We start from the raw sequence: 19,516 nt of genomic DNA, 5'->3' as shown, positions 1-19,516 counted from the left end.
CCAGAGAGGTGACGTAGTATGCTCGTCAGGTTCATGATGCTGACGCTCGTTGTGTCCGTCGCTGCGGCTTTTGCGATGCCCGAGATCCCGCAGAAGCGAGCTCTATGCTCTGCTCTTCTCGCGACCGCGGTGCTGGCAGCCGGGGTCTTCGCCTCATCCTCCGCGATCGCGAGTCTGGTACGACGGTTGGGATTCCTTCTCATCCTCATTCTCGCTGTACCGGCGATCTACATGGCCTTCCAACTCGCTCCAATTCCTATCCACGGGATCGGCAATCCGATATGGGAAACCGCGTCGGCCGCATTGAATGCCCCCCTTGCCGATCGGCTGACGGTGGACATCCGAGCAACTCTGCAGGCATTCCTGCACTACAATACGGCCGTCGCGCTCGCGCTCGTCACGGCCGTCGTCGCGCTGGACAGACAGCGCGCGTGGCAACTCCTCTCCATGCTGGTCTCGATCGCGACGATCGTTAGTGCGTACCTGCTGTTGCGGCAGTCGATTGGATCTGACGGCTTCTCGCACGGCGATACTCCTGTCCTCGCCGTGACCGGCACAGTCCCGGCAGTGCTGGGGCTCGTGCTATCCGCAGCGATGATGGCCCGTGCGTTCGAGGAACGCCGCCGTGTCAAGCAACGCTCTTTTCGAGTGGCGACGGCCCTGTCGTTCGCACTGCTCGCAACGTTTCTCTGTCTGTCGGCAATCCTCGCCAGCGGAGATGGGCCGGGAACGGCCACAGCGGCGCTGCTCGGAGTGGGAATCGTGCTCGCCGCGTTCGCGATCCAGAACTGGTTCTCTGGGGTTTGGGGTATCGCGAGCGTCCTGGCCACGGCTGCAGTGTTGTTTCTGGCGGCCTTCACCCTCATGCCAATGAGGCCTAATGCCGATCTGACAGTCGCCCTGTCCGAGCACGCCCTGGTGGCGACTGAGCGGATGTTGCAGGATTCCGGCCATGCCGGCTCCGGCGCGGGAACCTACGCGGCATTACTACCAATCCATCGCGACATTGCCGCACCGTTGTCACAAGAGCGCTCGACGGCTGCCGCGGCCATCGCAATCGAGATGGGCCGCCCCTTTCTGTACGGCGTATTGATCGTTGCGGTGCTTGGCGCCGGGGCTCTGCTCAGATGCTCCTTGCGGCGAAGGCATGACTACGTCTACGCGGCCATTGGCGCCGGCGCTGCGGCTTCGTTGGTTGTGCTGGCCTTGGTCGAGGACGGCATTCTCGAGTTCGGCGCGTCGCTGTTGGCTGCAGCGCTGTTCGGACTTGCGGTCGCCCAAAGCCAGCGTGATAAAGGCGCTGCGACCGTGCAGTCGCGTTCAACGCGGCCCGTAACCGGACTGGACAGTCCGGGCCTGGCAGGCGTGCCAATACGCTCATATGGGATTGGCAATGCATCGATGCGTATTGGATTGGGCTGCGTTGCAGTCGCGCTGATCGCGCAAACGGTCTGGCTGCTCGCTCAGCCGTCGTATCCTGGTGGTTTGCCGGTTGACGCGCTTGCCGCCAATCATCCGTCACGCCAAGCACTTCTGAGGGGGCTAGCGCCCAACTCACTGCGCAGTGATGGCGATTTGCAGTCTGGGAGACTCGCTGCTGCCCCACAGCCCGCAGCCAATGGAGCGACGGCCTCAAGACCGGAGCTCGGAGTCCATCCTGCCGCTCCGACTGTACTGGCACAGGCACTGCGGTCCTCGCCATTGCGAGGAGATCTTTGGCTCATGCTTGCGGTACTGTCGAGGGAGCAAAGGTCGGTCGAACACGACGTCGCGGCCTTGCTAAAACTCTCGTACTACACAGCCCCAAACGATCTGGCCCTGCTTCCGCTACGACTAAATGTCGCTCTCGGCGAGGCCTCTGTCGTCAACGAGCCTGAATTGCGTGAACTGGTGCAGCGCGACGTCAGGATGGCCTTTGCTAGGCAGCCCGCTCTCCGGCCCGCTCTCATTGCCGCCTATCAATCGGCGGCGGCTGATGGGAAGGCCCTTGTGGACAATCTAATTTCGGAATGGGATTCAACAGCTCTTCAAAGCATGCGCAAGGAAGTTCCGATTCCTTCGCCCGGAACGGATTTGCCTCCGCCAAACCGCGTCTCCGGCCGAGGGCCGCGGTAGTTCCCCAAGCTTGTTCCGCAGGCCGTCGGGCATAGGACAAGAGCGGCAAATGGCGTCATTTAAATGACGAGTTTTTTCTTGATATATTCAACAAATTAATAATATATTAAATATCAGTATTGAGTGCCCCATCATGAATTTCGTGAACCGACACTTCTCCGATCGAAACGATACGGCTCGTGTCAATCTCGAGCCATCGGTGTCCCCCAGGCATAAATGGCCCCTCCGGTATGACTGGATCGAGCATGCTGCCCTCTGTGCCGATGTCGCGACGATCTTGTTTGCAAGCGCGATCTCCACAATACTCTACCGGTTCCAAAGCGGGCAGATTGAGGGAGGCCACGGCAACGCATTTGGCGTGGCACTGGTCAGCGCAGCTTGCGTGGCTTCCGTGCTGAAGGCTCAGGGCCTTTATTGCCCGATTGAGCTCCTCGTCCTCAAGAACCAGATTCGGGCCGTATGTGTGACGTGGGCGTCATTGCTGCTCTTGATCTGGGCCGCGTACGGCTTTGCAATTCATCCAGGCGCATCTCAGCAAGCTGGCCCACTCTTCGCCATCCTGGGCCTGGGGTTCCTCGTAGCCGAGCGATGGGCTGTCAGGTCGCTGTTGGTAAGAGGTCTGAGCGAAAGAAGATTCGCCAGCACGAATATCATTCTAATCACCGACCAGCCGCTTTCGAAGAATGCCGGCCTGCCGGAAACCCTGGCTATGCATGGTTATTGCGTCAAGGGACGGTTCAGCCTGCCGCCGGTTGGGTTCGGTCCCGCCGGTCGCAAGCGGCTCACGTCTCGCGTAATCGACTATATTCGCAACGCCCGGCTCGACCAGGTGGTGGTCGAAGCCAGCCCGGAGCGATGGCCCGAACTGCGGGCATTTGTTGCCGAGTTGCGGGTATTGCCGTTTCCGATCATATTCGTGCCGGTCGGCACATCATCCGAATTGCTTCGGCATCCTACGCGGAATTTGGGAAGTGCCGTTTGCGTAGAATTGCAGCGCGGTCCCCTTACGCCGTTCGAGTGCGCGGGCAAGCGAATCATTGATATTCTTGGCGCGGGGCTCGCCTTGGCCATATCCGCACCATTGCTTGCGCTTGCTGCGGTCGCAATCAAGCTGGACTCTCCCGGCCCTGTGTTCTTCCGACAACAACGCTGTGGTTTTAATGGTCGGACATTCTTGATCCGCAAGTTTCGGACCATGCATGTGCTCGAGGACGGCAGCGTGATCGTTCAGGCGACCCCCGTCGACCACCGCATCACCCGCGTGGGCAAATGGCTGCGTCGAACTAGTTTCGATGAACTGCCGCAACTGCTGAACGTGCTCGAGGGCAGCATGTCGCTGGTGGGTCCACGTCCCCACGCCTTGGCCCACGACGGACAGTTTGACAAGCTCGTTCGAAACTACGCGTTTCGCCGCAGGGTCAGGCCAGGACTGACCGGATGGGCCCAGATCCACGGCTGCCGCGGCGCAACTCCCACAGCCTCCATGATCGAAGCACGTGTACAGTACGATCTCTGGTATATCGACAATTGGAGTCTTCGGCTGGATCTCGCAATCCTGTTGCGAACTCCGATGGAAGTATTGCGGGGCCGCAACGCCTACTAGGCTGCTCCGCTCAAAGCGCCGAGCTACGCCAGCCTATCGGCGTAGCGACGCTTCAGGCTCTCTGCCGAAACTTCGGAGCCGCTTCCCCTATGCGAAACTCCTCGATCCGACGGCCCGATTTCATCGCAGCAACCAACCACCGCGGCCGCTTGCCACGTCCCGACCAGGTTTCAGAAGTCTGGGGGTTGCGATATTTCGGAAGCACGCGCGGATATTTGCGCCTCTGCTTGCCGGTCGGGGAGACGCCCGACTCGCTTCTTTCGGCTAACACAGCCATCCCGCCGCCGAGAACCGCCAGGCGCTTCTCCAGCTCCTGCTTTTCCGCCTTAATCCGCTCCGACAAAATGCCGCTAATTTCCTCATGAAGCGACCATAGATCGTCGAGGGACATCGCTTCTAGTTCGAGCTTCTTGGTCGACATGTTGGCATCCTGTAGTTGCGCCCATTTAATATTGTCCCGGCCGGGTAATCAAGAACCAAGTGGTCGGCGTTAACAAAAAAAATGTGGAACCGAACGGCACGTTCGTGCTCCACATAACTGCGTCGTCAGTCCTAATCAAGACAAAAACATGAACTATCCCGCTCAATTTAATAGCGACCAAAGTAATATCACGCGCCTTACGTGCACCGACGTCTCGACTTCAGCCAGGAATGGCAAGTCAAGCTGGCCGCGGGATCAATTTGCGACGCCGCAATCTCGGCAAATATGATCGTCGCGCGAGCCCGCGTTGCGTCGTTCTTACTGAAATACGGCCATCAGCCCGCTGTAACCGGGAGCTTATGACCGCGATATCCCTCAGCGCGAGCCGTCGCAACTGGATTTGTAGCTTCAAAGCCTGGATGTCGGTCAATCCATCCGAGGGAGCGATGAACTGGCCGATGGCCGCCTGAAGGCGCCCCAAAGGGCAATCGATAACATCAAATGTTTCTCTTCGGGCTTGCAGCAAGGTTGCCTCGCCATCATTAAAATTGGTGAAAATAATCCTCGCAATAAATATTAAATAATATATTATTTATTTATTGTCGCGTCAATTTGAAAGACCAACCCTGGACCGGTCGAATATTCGGCGCTCGAAAAACGATATTGGGCGTGGAGATGACAAGGTAGTCAGGGCGTCGTCGAACGGTGACGAGAATGCTATGCATAGGCAAGATCTCGAAGCCATGGATTTTGAAGAACTATGGCTCCTCCACGAGGAGCTGACAAAGATTCTTGCTGAAAAGATCACGGCCGAAAAGCGGGAATTGGAGAAGCGCCTGGCGCAACTCAATCAACCGGAACAAGTCGGTGGGCCCGAAAGCGGGACGGCAGAGATGGGCCTAGGCCAGCCTCCCCGCCGTAAATACCCAAAGGTCGTACCGAAATACTTCAACCCCCTCAAACCGACGGAGACCTGGTCTGGGCGTGGCAAACAGCCGCGCTGGCTGGTCGCCGCGCTACAATCAGGCCACACGCTGGAGGAGTTCAGGATTCACGAGAACGGTGAAGCCTCCAACCGGAATGCTGGTGGTCAGGAGCATTGATAGCCCTGCTGCAAATGCCCGCATGCGCGAATCGTTAGATCCACGGATCCGGAAGCTGGCACTCGCTTAGGACGCGGCAATTTGAATGCGTCCGCATGGGATCTGCCGCCCTCACGAGGGAGCTTGTGGTTTAGACCTTGCCTGCGCGCACCGCGACGGCCGCCTTCAGCAGAAACTGCAGGGTTCCCACCCTCGGCAGGGACCACAATCCACGCCGGCGCGCGGCCGGTTGGATGGCGCCATTTGCCGCCTTCCGGTAGTTTCCGAGATCCAGCATCATCATTGCAAGGAGGGGCACACGTGTGGCCGGAAATCGTGCTTGCATCACCTGTCGCATGAACTGCAGACGGGGAATCAGCCGAGAGCGCGCCTCTTGTGGAATCTCGACGCCAAGCAACTCAGCAAGAGCGAACAGCTGGGTTTCAACCGCGTTCGTCATCAATTCGCCCGAGACAAGAGAGGTAAGCTCCCTCCAATCGAGGCCCTCGGCAGAATTGTTTAGATCACGCAATTCAACAAGGTGCCGCAGGTCGAGATCGCCGAGCCAATAACCATAGTCTTGAAATTGATCATGGATGATCAACATAAGCGCTCGATAAGTAGGGGTAGGGATATACACGCGTCCGCGTCCCAGCGGCGCGGGAACGCAATGGTTCAGCGGGTGCCCGAAGCGCTGGTAGAGGTACGCAGGGCCTGGAGCTGCCTGCTGCAGGTCGATGGTCCCGACATCCTGCGATCGATTCAGCTCGACGTGCCATCTCGGGCTTTCAGGAGGGGCCTGATGGTCGATATTGTAACCAATTGCGCATAGAGCGGAGACTGCCGTTCTGGCTTGGTCCGGCATTACCATAATATCCAGATCAGACATTAACCGAACGCCTCGTCGCTCCTCGGGCGCGGTCGCCAGCGTCGATGCTCCCTTGAGCATGATCGGCGTGATTCCCAGGCCGTTCATCGCAACGACGGCTTCTTCGAGCTGAGCGACGAGCCGATTGTTACGCAGCACGTTTCGGCGGTGGATCTGGCGAATATATCCGCAGACGTCCTCGGGCAGGATCGGTGCAAATTTGTCGACAAAATCGATGAGCGCCGGCGTCGTCAGCGTCTGATTTGCGAGCCCGATCACGGACGTCCAATCGACATCGACAGGTGGCATGCCTTGCAAGCAATTGCAGAGGCTCGTCAGCGCCGTGCTATGCCTTGCCATTGCATAGATCCATAAGCACGCGCCGAGCCTCCACGGCCTCGCAGTAGGTGAGTTGAAGCGATGGCGCGCCAGCGACGATCCGCTTCAAAGCGAAAAAGCCGGCCTGCGAAAGTCGCCCGTCAGCAGCAAATGCGTTCTCGATGAGCCGCTTCATCGAATCCAGTTGATCTATCGCGGTCAGTTCGGCCGGACCGCTCGCGACACGGTTCAAGAAGATGATCCAGCTTGCGGAAAAGCATTGGTGGTACGCATCCGCAATGGGTACGTATCGCACCAGAACGCCGTCGGAGCGGCAATGCGTCGCGTCGTACCGGTCGCCATGTAGTCGCGAGAGCAAGTCCCACGATCCTTCCTTGACGGTGAGAGCAAACGGGATTCCGCAGATCGCTCCGTCAGTTCCAACCAGCGCAACGTCATCGCCGGCGTACCGAAGTCCGGCGTCCACCAACTGCAGTGTGAGGGTGGACTTTCCGGCTCCCGGTTGGCCGCATAGCAATAGGCCCGCACCGTCTTTCACGAGGGAAGCGGCATGGAGGGAGAAGGTCCAGCGATTGCTTCGAATAAGTCGCTCGGTGATGTGTGCTTTGATCGTAGGGGCCAGTGCTTCGACTTGACACCTGGAGATGCTGGAGTCCTCTCCGCGCCAGAGCACTTGCTCGTCGAGCATCATTGCCTCGATCGCAATGTCGTCGCCGCCGGCGCTCTGGTCCGAAACACAAAACAGCGAGCACAGCCGTCTCAAGAGGTCCCGATTTGCGGCCCGGATCCCTATTCGGTGCCGGCCTAAATCCGCCGAGACGGCAAAATCGGTCGGCATTCGCCAATCGACCTCGAGCAACGCTCGATCGATCCATATATCTACGACCTGTCGCGTGAACTGGCGTGCCGTGTGCTCGTCAATGCCTAGCGTCCCAAGCCCCTGATGGATGTCCTCCAGAGAGGCGCCTTGCGCCAACTTACACCAGATGAATGCTCCTACTCGGTCCAGCTCAAAGATCTTCTGCCCTGTTTCGCTGAAGACCATTGATCGACCTTCCAGCAGCGCGAACACCGCATCCGCAGCCGGTCTCAACACCATCTCGGCCGACGATCTTTCCAGCACGGCTCCAACCAATGTGAAGAACTCTGCCTCGTCTTGCAGGGACGAGGCGACGACAGCGTCCGGGATGCCCTCGCCGCCCTCGGCAGCCAATGAAGATCAATCTGACCCGTCCGCGGCACGGCAATTCCCATCTGCCGGGCACAAGTCACCCAATCGGTCTCGTTTCGTAACGACAATCCGGTCAGTCATGCCACAGCTGACCGCCCTGCGCCCTCCCCTGCGGAGAAATGTTCAACACCTACTCTCAAAGAAAGCTCGCTCGCGCTCAACCGATGAGCATCCAGGAGGTACCGATAGGCTTCGCGATCGGCACTGCGTTCTCGCAGAATGCGCTCCTTCTCGCCAATATTCACCAACTCCGCGCGCATCTGGGTCAACTGCGGCGCATCGGGGGCGAGGTCGTACCCGCCAAAAGTTAAATCCCACATTGTCTCCTCCAGACGAACGAAACCTGGGCGAGCTTAGCTTAGTTGATCGGCAGCAATTAACAACGATATTTACAACGCCGCCATATAACAAAATTTATTTCATATTTGAACCACGCACAAACCATCCGTTACCAAGTCAAATCGTGGCGCGCCCCGAACCGGCGACAGGTAGTGAGGGAATAGCTGAATGTGCGCAGGGCTTGACGCTTTCCGATGTGACATCCTGCCGCGACAAGCCCGCAAAATAAATCGGCCGAAAGTCGCAAACCGGACCGACAATGCGAATTTAATTGCGCATTAAAAGAAAAACGGAGAATATTAACGGATTGCACGAGGGGGAGTGAGACCAGTGATCCGGTTGGCTGATCTGTCCGACAAGAGGAAGATATTGGCTTCATTGCGAGCGGAATATTCCGCACGAAGCCGCAGGGATTTGGACATGATAATTGTGAAGGGTCCCCCAGAAGCTTTCGGTTGAGGTCGAAGCCTCATTTCATAGGCCTGCCGGGCCAAAGCCGGCAGGATCCCAAGAATTCGCCCAGCAAGAATCCGGTCGGTTGGAGAAGCGTCGTCACGAGCAAGTTGCCCTTTGCTCGAACATCGACCCAGGTGCGATGCCCCCCCAAGTAACCCGCACCGACAAGAGCGCACTCCAGCCGACCGGCCCCTTTTATCCGGCAGATGTTTCAGGGAGCTCACATGGGTATGATTATGGTCAAGTGCCCGAAAACCGGTCGCGCGATTCCGACCGGTATCAAATCCGATCGTGAGACGTTCCTGCGAAGCATCGTGTTTTTCGGCAATACTCGTTGCCCGACTTGTCAGGCCGATCACAACTGGTTCGCTCGCGAGGCCTGGGTCGAAGAGCCAATCGTTCGGACGACGGATATCCTCGGTGCGGCTCCCTCGTGCTGATGCCAATGCCGAGGCCGTTTTAGAGAGTCCGTCCAAATTCTCTCTCTTCGAGACAGGCATTCCTGTTGCGGCGCATTAAAACGCTCGAAAATATTTCCGCGTATCGTCGTAAAGCGAACGGACGGCTCGAGGATGCATCGCTTAGACGTTATTGGCACGTCATCACAATTTTGAGCTTCCCGTCGCGGATTCGAAGGCCTGTTTGGGGGTGTGGTAGTGAGTAGTGGAGTCTGCAGCCTCGCTGTTCTGCGTCACACAACGATCGAACTCGCTAGCCTGCTGGCTCAATTGAAGCGGCTCAGGGAGAGGGTACGAGGGGCGGAAGCACGGCACTCGGTACAAAGACGGCGGTCGGCGTCGTCGCCGCACGCACGAAGGCCCCGAGCAACGAGGTATCGGACGCGCGGGATTCCCAAGCGGGTGCGTTTCTGATCACCGTCTGGCTTGATTGCAGACCAGCATGGATGCGCAAGCCTTAAGCTCTGGGACTGCGCAAGCCTCGTGTCCTGTCTATCCCGCTTCCACAAGCGCCGGCTCGGCTCGCCATGATGGATTTCTCTTGATCTCCCGGTGCGCACATGGTGCACACGCCACCTTCTAACCTCGCGCTCCAATTCCTCATGGGGGCGAGGAGCAGGGATCACCTCGCAAGTTCAATCTGTTACCGCATCTTCTTTGGCATTCTCCCCGTTATGTACTTTCGCGAAAATAGTATAGTCGCCGGTCGCACGTGATCGCCAACCGATCCATGACCGCGGGCCTTCCGGCTATCGCCAGCTGATCTGCCCAACCCTGGCCCCCACGTGGCCGATCCTGCATAGTCAGGACCGTCGGATCGAAGGCGCTGGGCATTGCACCGCTTGTTGTTGACGCCGCACCCCGGCGATATGATCGCCAGGCGCTACGCGGACGACGTCGTGGTCGGCTTCCTTGGAGCGGATGCGGAACGCTTCCTCCACGATCTGACGGAAGCATGCGGCATCGCCGACGACTCTAGCTCGGCGCGGTTGCCAGCGATCGCCCTTGCCCTCGATCGCGAATGCCAGATGCGACGCAGTTCATCCACGATCCTCTGGAGTGCTACCCGTTTCCGAGGCGGCGCGTCTGACCGGGTCGGCCGCCAGGCAGCCGGCGCTCGGATCTGACGCCCTGGTCGGCTCTGAGCGTCAAAAAAACTCATATCCAGCCGAGAATTTATGCAGTCCCGAACCGGGGGTCGATTGCCTACAGTTCGCCCGCAGCCTGCCTGTGCATGCTCCCAGCCGCCTTCTTGAGTTCGTCTCAGGCGCAGCCGAAGAGGTGGAGCTTACTTGTGGCAAAGGTGGCGGATTCAAAGGGCCGGAACTGGCTCGGACAAGCAATGGGAGATTAGGGATGAAACTGAACCGTCGTCATTTCGCGTTTGCGATCATGGCCGCCGCTGGCTTGGCGATCGCCGCGCCCGCCAGCGCAGATGTCCTGGATAACATCACCAGCAAGAAGAAGATCCGGGTTGCGACCGACCTGGGTATCCCGCCCTTCGGCATGCTGGACGGATCCCTGAAACCAACCGGCTCTGATGTCGAAGTGGCCAAAGCCCTGGCCGCTGATTGGGGTGTCGAACTCGAATTCATCAACACAACTGGCCCAACCCGTATTCCGAACATCAATACAGACAAGGCCGACGTGATCATTTCGTCCCTGTCAATCACGGAAGAGCGCAAGAAGGTCGTCGACTATACCAAACCTTATTCTTTCATCCGCACTACGGTGATCGCGCCGACGAACGACACGACCAAGTCGTGGGAAGACCTCAAGGGCAAGAGCATCGCTGTCGTCCGCACCACAGCGCAGGACGTTGCCTTGTCCGGCGAACGTGAGAAGCAGTACGGCTTCACCGTTATCCGCTTTGATGACGATGCCACTGCCATTACTGCCGCCGTCTCGGGCCAGGCGACTTATCTCGGGCTCGCGGACCCGCAGATGAGAGCCATCAATGAACGCTCCAGCAATCGCAAGTTCGAGGCCAAGCTGGTTATCAACCAGTTCCCCATCGCCATGGGAGTGAGGAAAGGCGAGACAAAACTGCTCGAAAAGCTCAACGAGTGGATCAGCACGAATGTCAAGAACGGCAAGCTGAACGGCTATTTCAAGAAGTTTCACAACATCGATATCCCGGATGAAATCCTCCAATAGCCAGACGTGTCGTCACATGGCGCGTAGGCTCATGTGACCCGGCTGGCGCATGGAGCCGGCCCGCCCCGGCCCTGGATGCGTAAGGTTTATCCGCGCAGTGCCGTTTAGCCTACATCAACAACAATAAGCACGAAGCTTATCATTGGACGTATCAATGACCCAGGAACGCATCGAAGCGGACTATCTGCTTGAGACTCCCGACGATGTGGAAAGGACTGCCGAAACCATCGCGGGGGAGCAGTCTAGTGGCACTTTTGTCCCCGTACCCGGCGAGACTCCAGAACTTCGTGAACGCGCTGCCGCGAAGGTCGTAAAGCTAGACGTCGTGAGCGAGGCAGTCGGTCGCCGTTCCCTGCCCTCCTCTGGTCCCTCCCCCGACAACGAAGGCCTCACAAGGGCCAAGCTGACCTTGTCATGGCCGCTCGCCACGCTCGGCCCTTCACTGCCGAACCTGATGTCGACGGTGGCAGGCAACCTGTTCGAACTTCGTCAAGTCAGCGGGCTTCGCATTCTCGATATCCGCCTGCCCCCTTCCTTCGCCAAGGCATACTGCGGGCCGAAGTTTGGTGCCGAAGGCACAAGACGCCTGGCAGGCGTCAAGGATCGTCCTCTGATCGGCACCATCATCAAACCCAGCGTCGGCTTCAGCCCAGGAGAAACGGCTGCCTTGGTCAAAACCCTCTGCGAGGCAGGTATCGATTTCATCAAGGATGACGAGCTACAAGCGGACGGCCCGTACTGTCCCTTCAATGACCGCGTCGCCGCCGTGATGCGCGAAATCAATTCCAACGCGGACAAGACCGGCAAGAAGGCCATGTATGCCTTCAACCTGACCGGTGATGTCGAAGAGATGAAACGGCGGCATGACGTTCTGCTGAAGCACGGCGCAACGTGCCTCATGGCCAGCCTCAATTCGGTTGGTCTCGCCGGCATGATCGAGCTCGCCAAGTTCTCGCAGTTGCCCATCCATGCCCATCGCAATGGCTGGGGCTATCTTTCGCGCTACCCGATGCTCGGGTGGTCTTTCGTCGCTTGGCACAAGATCTGGCGCCTGGCCGGCGCCGACCACATGCATGTGAATGGCCTTGCCAACAAGTTCTCGGAAGGTGACGAGAGCGTCATCGAGGCGGCACGTGCCTGCCTGACACCGATGTTCTCGGATAAGCCCTGTACCGTCATGCCGGTTTTCTCATCCGGTCAGGGCGTGAAACAGGTTCCGGGCACGCATGCGGCCCTCAATTCGACCGACCTGATTGTGACGGCCGGTGGAGGCATCATGGGGCATCCCGGTGGCCCCGGGGCCGGAGTAAGCGCCTTGCGCGAGGCCTGGGATGCTGCTTTGCAAGGTGTGCCGCAGGCCGATTATGCGCTCACCCATCCTGCCCTTCAGGCAGCAATGGATTCAGCAGTATGAGCCTGCACCGTCCCATTCTCAGTGGACCGCTCGTCGCGTTCTATGGTGACGATTTCACCGGCTCCTCCGCCGCGATGGAGGTGCTGGCGTTTGCTGGCTTGGAAACAATTCTGTTCTTGCAGCCCCCGTCCAAAGAGCGGCTACGTCAAATCGCTGGCGAGTATAGCGGAATAGGCATCGCCGGCATCGCGCGCGCTCGCAGTCCAGAATGGATGGACGAAAACTTGCCGGCTGTCTTCGACCTGCTGGACGAAGCCGGTGCGCCTATCCTCCACTACAAGCTCTGCTCGACCTTTGATTCAGCCTCTCACATCGGCAATGTCGGTCGTGCAGCCGAGATCGGCCTTCGCAAGTATCCGGGCTGGGCGCCGATGTTGGTATCGGACCCGGGGATGGGGCGTTTCCAGGCGTTCGGCAACCTGTTCGCTCATGCCAATGGCGTTGGTTACCGGCTCGACCGGCATCCCACCATGTCAGTGCATCCCGTCACGCCAATGCATGAGGCCGACCTTGCGCGTCACCTTGCCGGACTGACCACCCTGCGGATCGGCTTGGTCGACTTCGCGACCATGAAGAAGGGTGGGTCCAGCACTCTGCTCCAGCGCGAACTGCAGCGTGGGGCGGAAATCGTCTCGCTGGACGTCCTGGATCAGGAAACGCTCGAAGAAGGCGGTCGCCTCATCTGGGAGGAAGGTGGCAAGCGCCAATTCGTTCTCGGCTCCCAGGGTGTCGAGCAAGCGCTGGTGGCCTACTGGCGCGCGGCTGGCTTGATACCGCCAGCATCCGCAGCCGCGCCACCGAAGAGAGTTGAGCAGATCGCCATTGTCTCGGGTTCAGTCTCCCCAATCACCGCCGAGCAAATCAGGCATGCCGAGGCCCAAGGCTTTGAGCTCATTCCGCTCGCTGCCGAGCGAGCCGTTTCGGAAGATGCCCTGAGGGTGGAAACCGAACGGGCTATCGCGGCCGCGTTGCAGGCCGTCGGGACCGGCCGTAGCCCTTTGGTCTTCACGGCTGCCGGCCCCGACGACGAACGGGTTTCTATCTTCCGTACTGCCATCGCGGCCAGCCGTATTCCAATTTCCGTGGTGAACGATCGGATTGGTAGCGCGCTCGGCAACATCCTGAATGCACTTATCCGTCAGACCGGGCTGCGTCGGGTCGTCATCTCCGGCGGAGATACTTCGGGTCAGGCTGCGTCGCGCCTCGGCATCGACGCGCTCAGCGCTGTCGCGCCGTTGTCGCCGGGCGTCCCGCTGTGCCGGGCACACTCACCGGACGCCGCCATCGATGGCCTGGAGATCGCGCTTAAGGGTGGTCAGACCGGCACGCCGGATTTCTTCACCGCTGCTCGCGGCGAACAATAAAAGGAGAGATATCGTGAGGCTTCAGAACAAAATTGCTCTCGTCACCGGTGGCGCTCGCGGCATTGGCTTCGCGATCGCGACGGCTCTGTCTCGCGAAGGCGCAACGATCGCGGTCGCCGACATCAATGGCGAGGGCGCGAACGCGGCCGCTGAAAAGCTGAAGGCGGCCGGCGGCAAGGCCTTCGGCTTCTCCGTCGACGTTGCCGAACAGGCTTCTGTCCTGAAACTTCTGAAAGCCGTGGTGGCCCAGTGCGGCCGCCTCGACATCCTCATCAACAATGCCGGTGTCGGCGGCAATACACCCTTCCTGGACACGCCGCTGGAGCTCTGGAACCGAATCATCTCCATCAATCTGACCGGTGCCTTCCTAGTGGCTCAGGCTTGCGCCAGACAGATGGTCGAGCAGGGCCACGGCGGCAAGATCATCAATATCGCCTCTCTTTCCGGTCAACGCGGCGGCAACGGTCGCGCCGCCTACGGATCGGCTAAGGCGGGTCTTGAGTTGCTCACAAAGGTCATGGCCGTCGAGCTCTCCGAACACCGCATCAACGTCAACAACATCGCGCCAGGCGCTATCGAGACCGACATGGCGGCGACCGCGCATGATGCTGCGACGCGTGCGGCTTACAATTACCTGATCCCAATGGTGCGCTATGGCATGCCCGAGGAAATCGCTGATGCCGCGGTATTCCTGTGCTCGGAGGAGGCGCGGTACGTTCAGGGACACACTCTGAACGTCGACGGAGGATTCCGCACTGGTGGTCTGATGTTCGGAGAGCGCAAGGCACCGAAAGCCTCGGCGTGAGCAGGTAAAATGCAGGCATAGAGAGCGAGGAGCCACCGTGTCGCTGGACTTTTCTCCAATTATTGAGCGGTGGCCGTTGCTGCTGGACGGGGCGCTGGTCACCATGAAGCTGGCGGCCTCGGCCACCATTCTCGGTTTCATCATCGGTACCCTCTGCGCCATCGGCCGCAACTCCAAGCTCGAGTGGCTGTCGAAGCTTTGCGCCTGTTACGTTGAAGCTGTCCGCAACACTCCATTCCTGGTGCAGGTCTTCCTGGTATTCTTTGGCCTGTCGTCGCTGGGTCTCACCTTGAGCGCTATTACGGTCTCGATCATCGCGCTCACCATCAACGTGGGTGCGTACACCGGTGAGATCATGCGTGCCGGTATCAACTCAGTCCATGCGGGACAGTGGGAAGCCGCCGAGTGCCTCGGCTTATCGAAGGCGCAGATCTACTGGCATGTTATCCTGCGTCCGGCCGTCGAGCGCGTTTATCCCTCGCTGACCAGCCAGTTCATCCTGCTGATGTTGGCGTCGTCGATTACATCGCAGATCTCCGTTTCGGACCTGACTGGCAACGCCAATTTCATCCAGGGTGCTTCCTTCCGACCGATGGAAACCTATCTCACTATCGGCCTGATCTACCTGTTGCTCGCGCTCACCATGCGTTTCGTATTCTGGCTGATCGCCCTGGTGGCCTTCCCGCGCCGCCGTCGCCTTGGCACCGCGCTCTGAGGTCTGGCTATGACACCGACTTTCGGACTCATCCACATCCAGTTTCTCCTACAGGGTGCCGTGCTGACCCTGGGTCTGTCGCTTTGCGCGTTCATCGGCGGTGGTTTGATGGGTCTGGGCATCGCCTTGTGCCGTGTCTCCGCGAACCCGGCACTGCGGGGCGTGTCCTCCTTCTATATCCAGATGGTTCAGGGCGTGCCGCTACTGGTCATCATGTTCGCTGGATACTTCGGCTTGCCCGCAATGGGCCTATCTGTTTCCCCCTTGGTGGCTGCGATTCTGTCCATGACGATCTGGGTCGGAGCCTATTTGGGCGAATTCTGGCGAGGCAGCATCCAGGCCGTCCCCAAGGCTCAATGGGAAGCCGCAGAGTGTCTGGCGCTCAGCCGCTTGCAGCGGATGTACCACGTCATCATTCCCCAGGCCGTCAGGAATGCAACGCCGGGCACGGTCGGCTTCATGGTCCAGATCGTGAAGAACACATCGTTGGCATCCGCTGTGGGCTTCGTGGAGCTGACGCGCGCGGGCCAGCTCATCAACAATTCAACGTTCCAGCCGTTCATTACATTTTCGGTCGTGGCCCTGGTGTACTTCGCGCTCTGCTACCCGCTCTCCGCTATCAGCCACAAGCTAGAGAGCCGCCTGGCGCGCGGCATGCGCACTGTTTGAGGGAGATCAATCGTGCCTGAGATGACTATGTCCCAAAATCGGCCCGATACGTCCGCAGGAAACGACGTCGTGGTCCTTCTGCGCAACGTGCATAAGAGCTTCGCGAACCTGGAAGTTCTGAAAGGCATCAGCTTCGAGGTCAAGCGTGGTGAGGTGACGGTTCTCATTGGGCCATCCGGTTCGGGCAAGAGCACCGCGCTGCGCTGCGTCGACCGGCTGGAGACGATCAGCCAGGGCCAAATTGACGTTTGTGGACACAATCTCACCGCACCAGATTTGGACCTGCGCAAACTCCGATTGGACGTGGGCATAGTGTTTCAAAGCTACAACCTGTTCCCGCATCTGACCGTCGCCGAGAACATCATGCTGTCTCCGCGCACCGTGAAGAAGCTGCCAAAACAGCAGGCCGTCGAGTTGGCCAAGCACTGCCTGGCACAAGTGGGGCTGTCAGAGAAATTCGATTCCTACCCCGAGCAGCTTTCCGGTGGACAACAGCAGCGCGCCGCAATCGCCCGATCGTTAGCGATGCAGCCAAAGGTAATGCTTTTCGACGAGGTGACTTCCGCGCTGGACCCCCAATTGACCGGCGAGGTCCTGCGAGTCATCGAGCGTCTGGCCGATGACGGCATGACGATGGTGATGGTCACCCACGAGATGAACTTTGCTCGACGCATTGCCGATCAAGTCGTCTTCATGCATCAGGGCAAGGTCTGGGAGACCGGGCCGGGCAGCATGCTCGACAGTCCAGCCACGCCAGAATTGCAGGCATTCCTTGCACACGAACTTTAATCTAGTTGCGTGCCGTAAACCCGACCGCCCGAGCCCGGCCGACCCAAATCGGGACTCCAGAAACCCGGCACCTTTGCCAGCTAGGAACCCCGAGGCAACGAGAGCTTCGAGGCACGCTTCAAGCCTTCCCGCAGTTCTTGCGAAAGCCACTTCTCCAGAGTCTTGAGGTCGCTCCTCGACGCCAGGTGCGGCGCGATCCAAAGCGAGAGCTGACGTTCTCCGGGCGCAAAGCCGAACGGGGCAATCAGTCTGCCGGATTCCAGGTCCCCTATGGCGAGCATGTGCGGGACAACGGCGATCCCCAGTCCGAAAGTCGCCGCCTGGATCATCAGATAGAAATGATCAAACCTTTGGTGCACTTGCGGCGCCCTCTCGTCTTCTCCGACTGCTGCGAGCCAATCGGTCCAGGCATTTGGGCGGGTCGTGGTCGCGAGCAACCTGGCGTTCGACAAATCTTTGGGTCTCTTCAGCGAGATGGATTTGAGATAGGCCGGAGAACACACCGGACCTATCCACTCAGTGCCAAGCGGACGAATGACCGCCGACTTCGGCGGTTCGAACGTGTTGTTTCGAATGGCTACGCTGATGTTATCCCGCGTGAAATCCACTCGGTCGTAGTTCATGTCGAGCTTGATTTCCATGCCGGGGTGCTTGGCGTACAATCCGGGCATCCGCGGAATAAGCCAGCACATGGTTATCGAGGCTGAGCAGGACAACGTTAACGGACCGGGCTTCAAACGCTCAATGGTGGCATGAATCAGGTTGAAGGCCGTCGACAAGCCGTCCACGAGTTGCTCGCCCTCCCGGGTTGGCACCGATTCCTTGGTGCCGCGCATGAGGAGCGCCACACCCATGACTTCCTCAAGCACCTTGATTTGGCGACTAACGGCGCCATGTGTCACACCCAGCTCGACTGCTGCACGGCTGATGCTGCGATGTCGAGCCGTCGCCTCAAATGCGCGCAAGGCGTTTAGAGAAGGCAAAGGTGCCGGCATCCGATCCCCCATGTATGCGATATTTATCTCATAGTCAGATTAAATCGATTGTCCGTTAGGTTCGCCGGTTTTGGTGTGAAAGTGCAGCAAATAAGCTAGGCCACGTCGGTTTCCGACCGCGGACGCTGACATGCCTCTCTACCATGCTAGATGCTACGATAGCGCTCGATACTGGAAAGATCAGGCACGACTCCGAGCCCCGGGTCGTGGTCCAGTCCGACCGTGCCGTCCCTGACATTGATGATCGGGCCGCAAAGCAGATCGCGCAGCGGGTTGTCGTTGGCATCGACTTCCAGCCAGCCATCGCCTCCGACACCGGCGAGGAGATGCGCGGACGCCAGCAAGCCAATGCCTCCGCCGAGATAGTGCGGGCAAAACGTCTTGCCCGCCTTCAGGATGTCGCGCGCCAGCCCGGCACAGACGCTAAGGCCACCCCATTTCGCGATATCGGGTTGAACCACGCCGAGCACGTCTTCGGCCAGAACCTCCCTAAAGGCCTCGAGGCTCGAGATGTTTTCGCCGGCGGCAATGGGCATCTTGGCGAGTCCGTGCAGCCTGCGCCATTCCTCGCGCGGGCGATCCGCGCGGATCGGCTCCTCCAGCCAGCGCAGATCGAATTCGGCAAGCCGCGGCAGCATCTCCATGGCCTGCGCGACCGACCAGCCCTGATTGGCATCGCTGGCAAGCATGCCGGCGCCGACGATCCCGCGCAGCGCGGCCAAATTAGCCAGATCGGTTTCGGCGCCGAACCCGACCTTCAGCTTCAGCGCGCGATGGCCCCGTTTGAGCGCGGCTTCCGCCGTCTGCGCGGCGCCACCGGGATTGATGCCGCTGGCATAGACCTTGATCTTGTTCGACTGGCCGCCGAACAGCCGCCACAGCGGCAAGCGCTGGCGACGCGCGGAGAGGTCCCATAGCGCGAGGTCGATCCCTGCAATCGCCTGCGCGAACGGACCGGGTTCGCCGCATTGAAGCGCCAGCACCTCGGTACCCCCCGTCAGCGCCTCGAAGGCCTGGACCGGGCCGTCGAATTTACGCCCGACAAGGCCGGGCGCCAGCACCTCGTTGACGAGCCGGGCACGATGCTCCGCGCCTGGCGCCGGAAAGTTGGACCAGGCTTCACCCCATCCCTCGACGCCGTCCTCGTCGACGGCGCGAACGATGACGGCGGGTCGGTTGAGCATCTTGCCGAACGACGTCACCACCGGCGTCGACAGCGGATAGCGAAAGCAGAACGCCTCGATCGAGCGGATGGTGAAACCGTCAGTCATGTTGCGGAGCCTACGATCGGGATGAACCACGCGGAACCACTATCTCAATAGGCGCGCGCGAAGTCACCTTCCTGCTTGATATCAGCGAACACCGGAAAACGCGGCTTCCAGGGCGAGCCCTTGGCCGTGGTGAGTTTGTTGAGCCGTTCCAGCACGCCGAGACCATCCTTGCGGAGGCTCGCCGATACCGCCGCACGATCCGGAAAGTTCTTCAGAACGGCGTCAAGCCAGATGGTGCGGCCGGCGAGGAAGCCGCTTGCGCCCGCGGCATAGGAGTAGTCGAGAACGCGTTCGAATTTTTCAGGGGCGGCGCCCCCCGACAGCAGCACCCAGGGGATGCTCCGTTCGCGGCAGATGTCGCCGATCGCATCGAACTCCTTCTGCGCGGCCTTCGCCGCCGCACTGCCGTCGCGGGCCGGCAGGCC

Annotated in this window: 18 protein-coding genes and 1 pseudogene; 12 read left to right on the top strand and 7 right to left on the bottom strand. The window is 59.6% G+C overall.

Annotated elements, in window-relative coordinates; genetic code table 11:
• The first annotated feature begins 18 nt into the window (after positions 1–18).
• Complete coding sequence (locus MOV75_RS00640; RefSeq protein ID WP_246916418.1) at positions 19–2,115, top strand: hypothetical protein; 2,097 nt, start codon at positions 19–21, stop codon at positions 2,113–2,115.
• Between the two features lie 133 nt (positions 2,116–2,248).
• Positions 2,249–3,718: an exopolysaccharide biosynthesis polyprenyl glycosylphosphotransferase gene (locus MOV75_RS00635; protein WP_246916420.1), complete on the top strand. Its 1,470-nt coding sequence runs from the start codon at positions 2,249–2,251 to the stop codon at positions 3,716–3,718.
• 52 nt (positions 3,719–3,770) lie between these two features.
• On the opposite strand, the gene MOV75_RS00630 is transcribed toward MOV75_RS00635, so the two are convergent.
• Complete coding sequence (locus tag MOV75_RS00630) at positions 3,771–4,139, bottom strand: H-NS family nucleoid-associated regulatory protein (RefSeq protein ID WP_246916422.1); 369 nt, start codon at positions 4,137–4,139, stop codon at positions 3,771–3,773.
• A 719-nt stretch (positions 4,140–4,858) separates the two neighbouring features.
• Here MOV75_RS00630 and MOV75_RS00625 point away from each other — a divergent pair.
• Positions 4,859–5,242 (top strand): H-NS family nucleoid-associated regulatory protein, encoded by a 384-nt coding sequence (locus MOV75_RS00625; RefSeq protein WP_246916425.1) that lies wholly within the window; start codon positions 4,859–4,861, stop codon positions 5,240–5,242.
• Between the two features lie 130 nt (positions 5,243–5,372).
• Here MOV75_RS00625 and MOV75_RS00620 read toward each other — a convergent pair whose 3' ends face one another.
• The 3 genes from MOV75_RS00620 to MOV75_RS00610 all read right to left on the bottom strand — a co-directional run bounded on the left by MOV75_RS00620 (position 5,373) and on the right by MOV75_RS00610 (position 7,979).
• A complete protein-coding gene (locus MOV75_RS00620) occupies positions 5,373–6,449 on the bottom strand; it encodes a nucleotidyltransferase family protein (RefSeq protein WP_246916427.1) in 1,077 nt (358 codons plus the stop codon).
• On the bottom strand, positions 6,436–7,641 hold the full coding sequence (locus tag MOV75_RS00615) for a serine/threonine protein kinase (protein WP_246916429.1): 1,206 nt from the start codon (positions 7,639–7,641) through the stop codon (positions 6,436–6,438). The genes MOV75_RS00620 and MOV75_RS00615 overlap by 14 nt, the downstream gene beginning before the upstream one ends.
• A 95-nt stretch (positions 7,642–7,736) precedes the next feature.
• Entirely contained in the window at positions 7,737–7,979 is a 243-nt protein-coding gene (locus tag MOV75_RS00610; RefSeq protein ID WP_246916431.1) for a hypothetical protein, read from the bottom strand.
• A 699-nt stretch (positions 7,980–8,678) separates the two neighbouring features.
• On the opposite strand from MOV75_RS00610, the gene MOV75_RS00605 reads away from it, so the two are divergent.
• From MOV75_RS00605 to MOV75_RS00565, 9 genes are all read left to right on the top strand, one after another.
• Positions 8,679–8,894, top strand: coding sequence for a hypothetical protein (locus tag MOV75_RS00605; protein ID WP_246916433.1), 216 nt, complete (start codon positions 8,679–8,681; stop codon positions 8,892–8,894).
• Positions 8,895–9,745: 851 nt separating this feature from the next.
• Positions 9,746–10,039 (top strand): hypothetical protein, encoded by a 294-nt coding sequence (locus MOV75_RS00600; RefSeq protein ID WP_246916435.1) that lies wholly within the window; start codon positions 9,746–9,748, stop codon positions 10,037–10,039.
• Positions 10,040–10,268: 229 nt separating this feature from the next.
• The gene (locus MOV75_RS00595; RefSeq protein WP_246916437.1) at positions 10,269–11,069 is read left to right on the top strand and encodes a transporter substrate-binding domain-containing protein; all 801 of its coding nucleotides are present in this window, start codon (positions 10,269–10,271) and stop codon (positions 11,067–11,069) included.
• Between the two features lie 154 nt (positions 11,070–11,223).
• Positions 11,224–12,483, top strand: a complete 1,260-nt coding sequence (locus tag MOV75_RS00590) for a ribulose-bisphosphate carboxylase large subunit family protein (protein ID WP_246916439.1) — start codon at positions 11,224–11,226, stop codon at positions 12,481–12,483.
• A complete protein-coding gene (locus tag MOV75_RS00585) occupies positions 12,480–13,847 on the top strand; it encodes a four-carbon acid sugar kinase family protein (RefSeq protein ID WP_246916441.1) in 1,368 nt (455 codons plus the stop codon). The genes MOV75_RS00590 and MOV75_RS00585 overlap by 4 nt, the downstream gene beginning before the upstream one ends.
• Entirely contained in the window at positions 13,795–14,652 is an 858-nt protein-coding gene (locus MOV75_RS00580) for an SDR family NAD(P)-dependent oxidoreductase (RefSeq protein WP_246916443.1), read from the top strand. Before MOV75_RS00585 ends, MOV75_RS00580 begins: the two co-directional genes overlap by 53 nt.
• A gap of 37 nt (positions 14,653–14,689) precedes the next feature.
• The gene (locus MOV75_RS00575; protein WP_246916445.1) at positions 14,690–15,367 is read left to right on the top strand and encodes an amino acid ABC transporter permease; all 678 of its coding nucleotides are present in this window, start codon (positions 14,690–14,692) and stop codon (positions 15,365–15,367) included.
• Positions 15,368–15,376: 9 nt separating this feature from the next.
• Positions 15,377–16,036 carry an amino acid ABC transporter permease gene (locus MOV75_RS00570; RefSeq protein WP_247004500.1) on the top strand — a complete coding sequence of 220 codons (660 nt, stop codon included), beginning with the start codon at positions 15,377–15,379 and terminating at the stop codon, positions 16,034–16,036.
• A 21-nt stretch (positions 16,037–16,057) separates the two neighbouring features.
• Positions 16,058–16,825: an amino acid ABC transporter ATP-binding protein gene (locus tag MOV75_RS00565; RefSeq protein WP_246916504.1), complete on the top strand. Its 768-nt coding sequence runs from the start codon at positions 16,058–16,060 to the stop codon at positions 16,823–16,825.
• 80 nt (positions 16,826–16,905) lie between these two features.
• Here the strand turns inward: MOV75_RS00565 and MOV75_RS00560 are convergent, their stop codons facing one another.
• The 3 genes and pseudogenes from MOV75_RS00560 to MOV75_RS00550 form a co-directional block, all read right to left on the bottom strand.
• The gene (locus tag MOV75_RS00560; RefSeq protein WP_246916449.1) at positions 16,906–17,820 is read right to left on the bottom strand and encodes a LysR substrate-binding domain-containing protein; all 915 of its coding nucleotides are present in this window, start codon (positions 17,818–17,820) and stop codon (positions 16,906–16,908) included.
• A gap of 146 nt (positions 17,821–17,966) precedes the next feature.
• Positions 17,967–19,091 (bottom strand): mandelate racemase/muconate lactonizing enzyme family protein, encoded by a 1,125-nt coding sequence (locus MOV75_RS00555; RefSeq protein ID WP_246916451.1) that lies wholly within the window; start codon positions 19,089–19,091, stop codon positions 17,967–17,969.
• Positions 19,092–19,135: 44 nt separating this feature from the next.
• Positions 19,136–19,516, bottom strand: a pseudogene (locus MOV75_RS00550) (tagatose-bisphosphate aldolase); the annotation flags it as partial.

Origin of the sequence: Bradyrhizobium sp. PRIMUS42, assembly GCF_023006515.1 — a bacterium.
In the GTDB taxonomy this organism is placed as follows: domain Bacteria; phylum Pseudomonadota; class Alphaproteobacteria; order Rhizobiales; family Xanthobacteraceae; genus Bradyrhizobium.
Note: the sequence above shows the minus strand (reverse complement) of the source record. Positions and strands in the feature narration are given on the sequence as shown.

Coding starts and splice junctions, on each gene's coding strand:
- MOV75_RS00640 (WP_246916418.1), top strand. CDS start 19: ATGCTCGTCAGGTTCATGATGCTGACGCTCGTTGTGTCCGTCGCTGCG.
- MOV75_RS00635 (WP_246916420.1), top strand. CDS start 2,249: ATGAATTTCGTGAACCGACACTTCTCCGATCGAAACGATACGGCTCGT.
- MOV75_RS00630 (WP_246916422.1), bottom strand. CDS start 4,139: ATGTCGACCAAGAAGCTCGAACTAGAAGCGATGTCCCTCGACGATCTA.
- MOV75_RS00625 (WP_246916425.1), top strand. CDS start 4,859: ATGCATAGGCAAGATCTCGAAGCCATGGATTTTGAAGAACTATGGCTC.
- MOV75_RS00620 (WP_246916427.1), bottom strand. CDS start 6,449: ATGGCAAGGCATAGCACGGCGCTGACGAGCCTCTGCAATTGCTTGCAA.
- MOV75_RS00610 (WP_246916431.1), bottom strand. CDS start 7,979: ATGTGGGATTTAACTTTTGGCGGGTACGACCTCGCCCCCGATGCGCCG.
- MOV75_RS00605 (WP_246916433.1), top strand. CDS start 8,679: ATGGGTATGATTATGGTCAAGTGCCCGAAAACCGGTCGCGCGATTCCG.
- MOV75_RS00595 (WP_246916437.1), top strand. CDS start 10,269: ATGAAACTGAACCGTCGTCATTTCGCGTTTGCGATCATGGCCGCCGCT.
- MOV75_RS00590 (WP_246916439.1), top strand. CDS start 11,224: ATGACCCAGGAACGCATCGAAGCGGACTATCTGCTTGAGACTCCCGAC.
- MOV75_RS00585 (WP_246916441.1), top strand. CDS start 12,480: ATGAGCCTGCACCGTCCCATTCTCAGTGGACCGCTCGTCGCGTTCTAT.
- MOV75_RS00570 (WP_247004500.1), top strand. CDS start 15,377: ATGACACCGACTTTCGGACTCATCCACATCCAGTTTCTCCTACAGGGT.
- MOV75_RS00565 (WP_246916504.1), top strand. CDS start 16,058: ATGACTATGTCCCAAAATCGGCCCGATACGTCCGCAGGAAACGACGTC.
- MOV75_RS00560 (WP_246916449.1), bottom strand. CDS start 17,820: ATGCCGGCACCTTTGCCTTCTCTAAACGCCTTGCGCGCATTTGAGGCG.
- MOV75_RS00555 (WP_246916451.1), bottom strand. CDS start 19,091: ATGACTGACGGTTTCACCATCCGCTCGATCGAGGCGTTCTGCTTTCGC.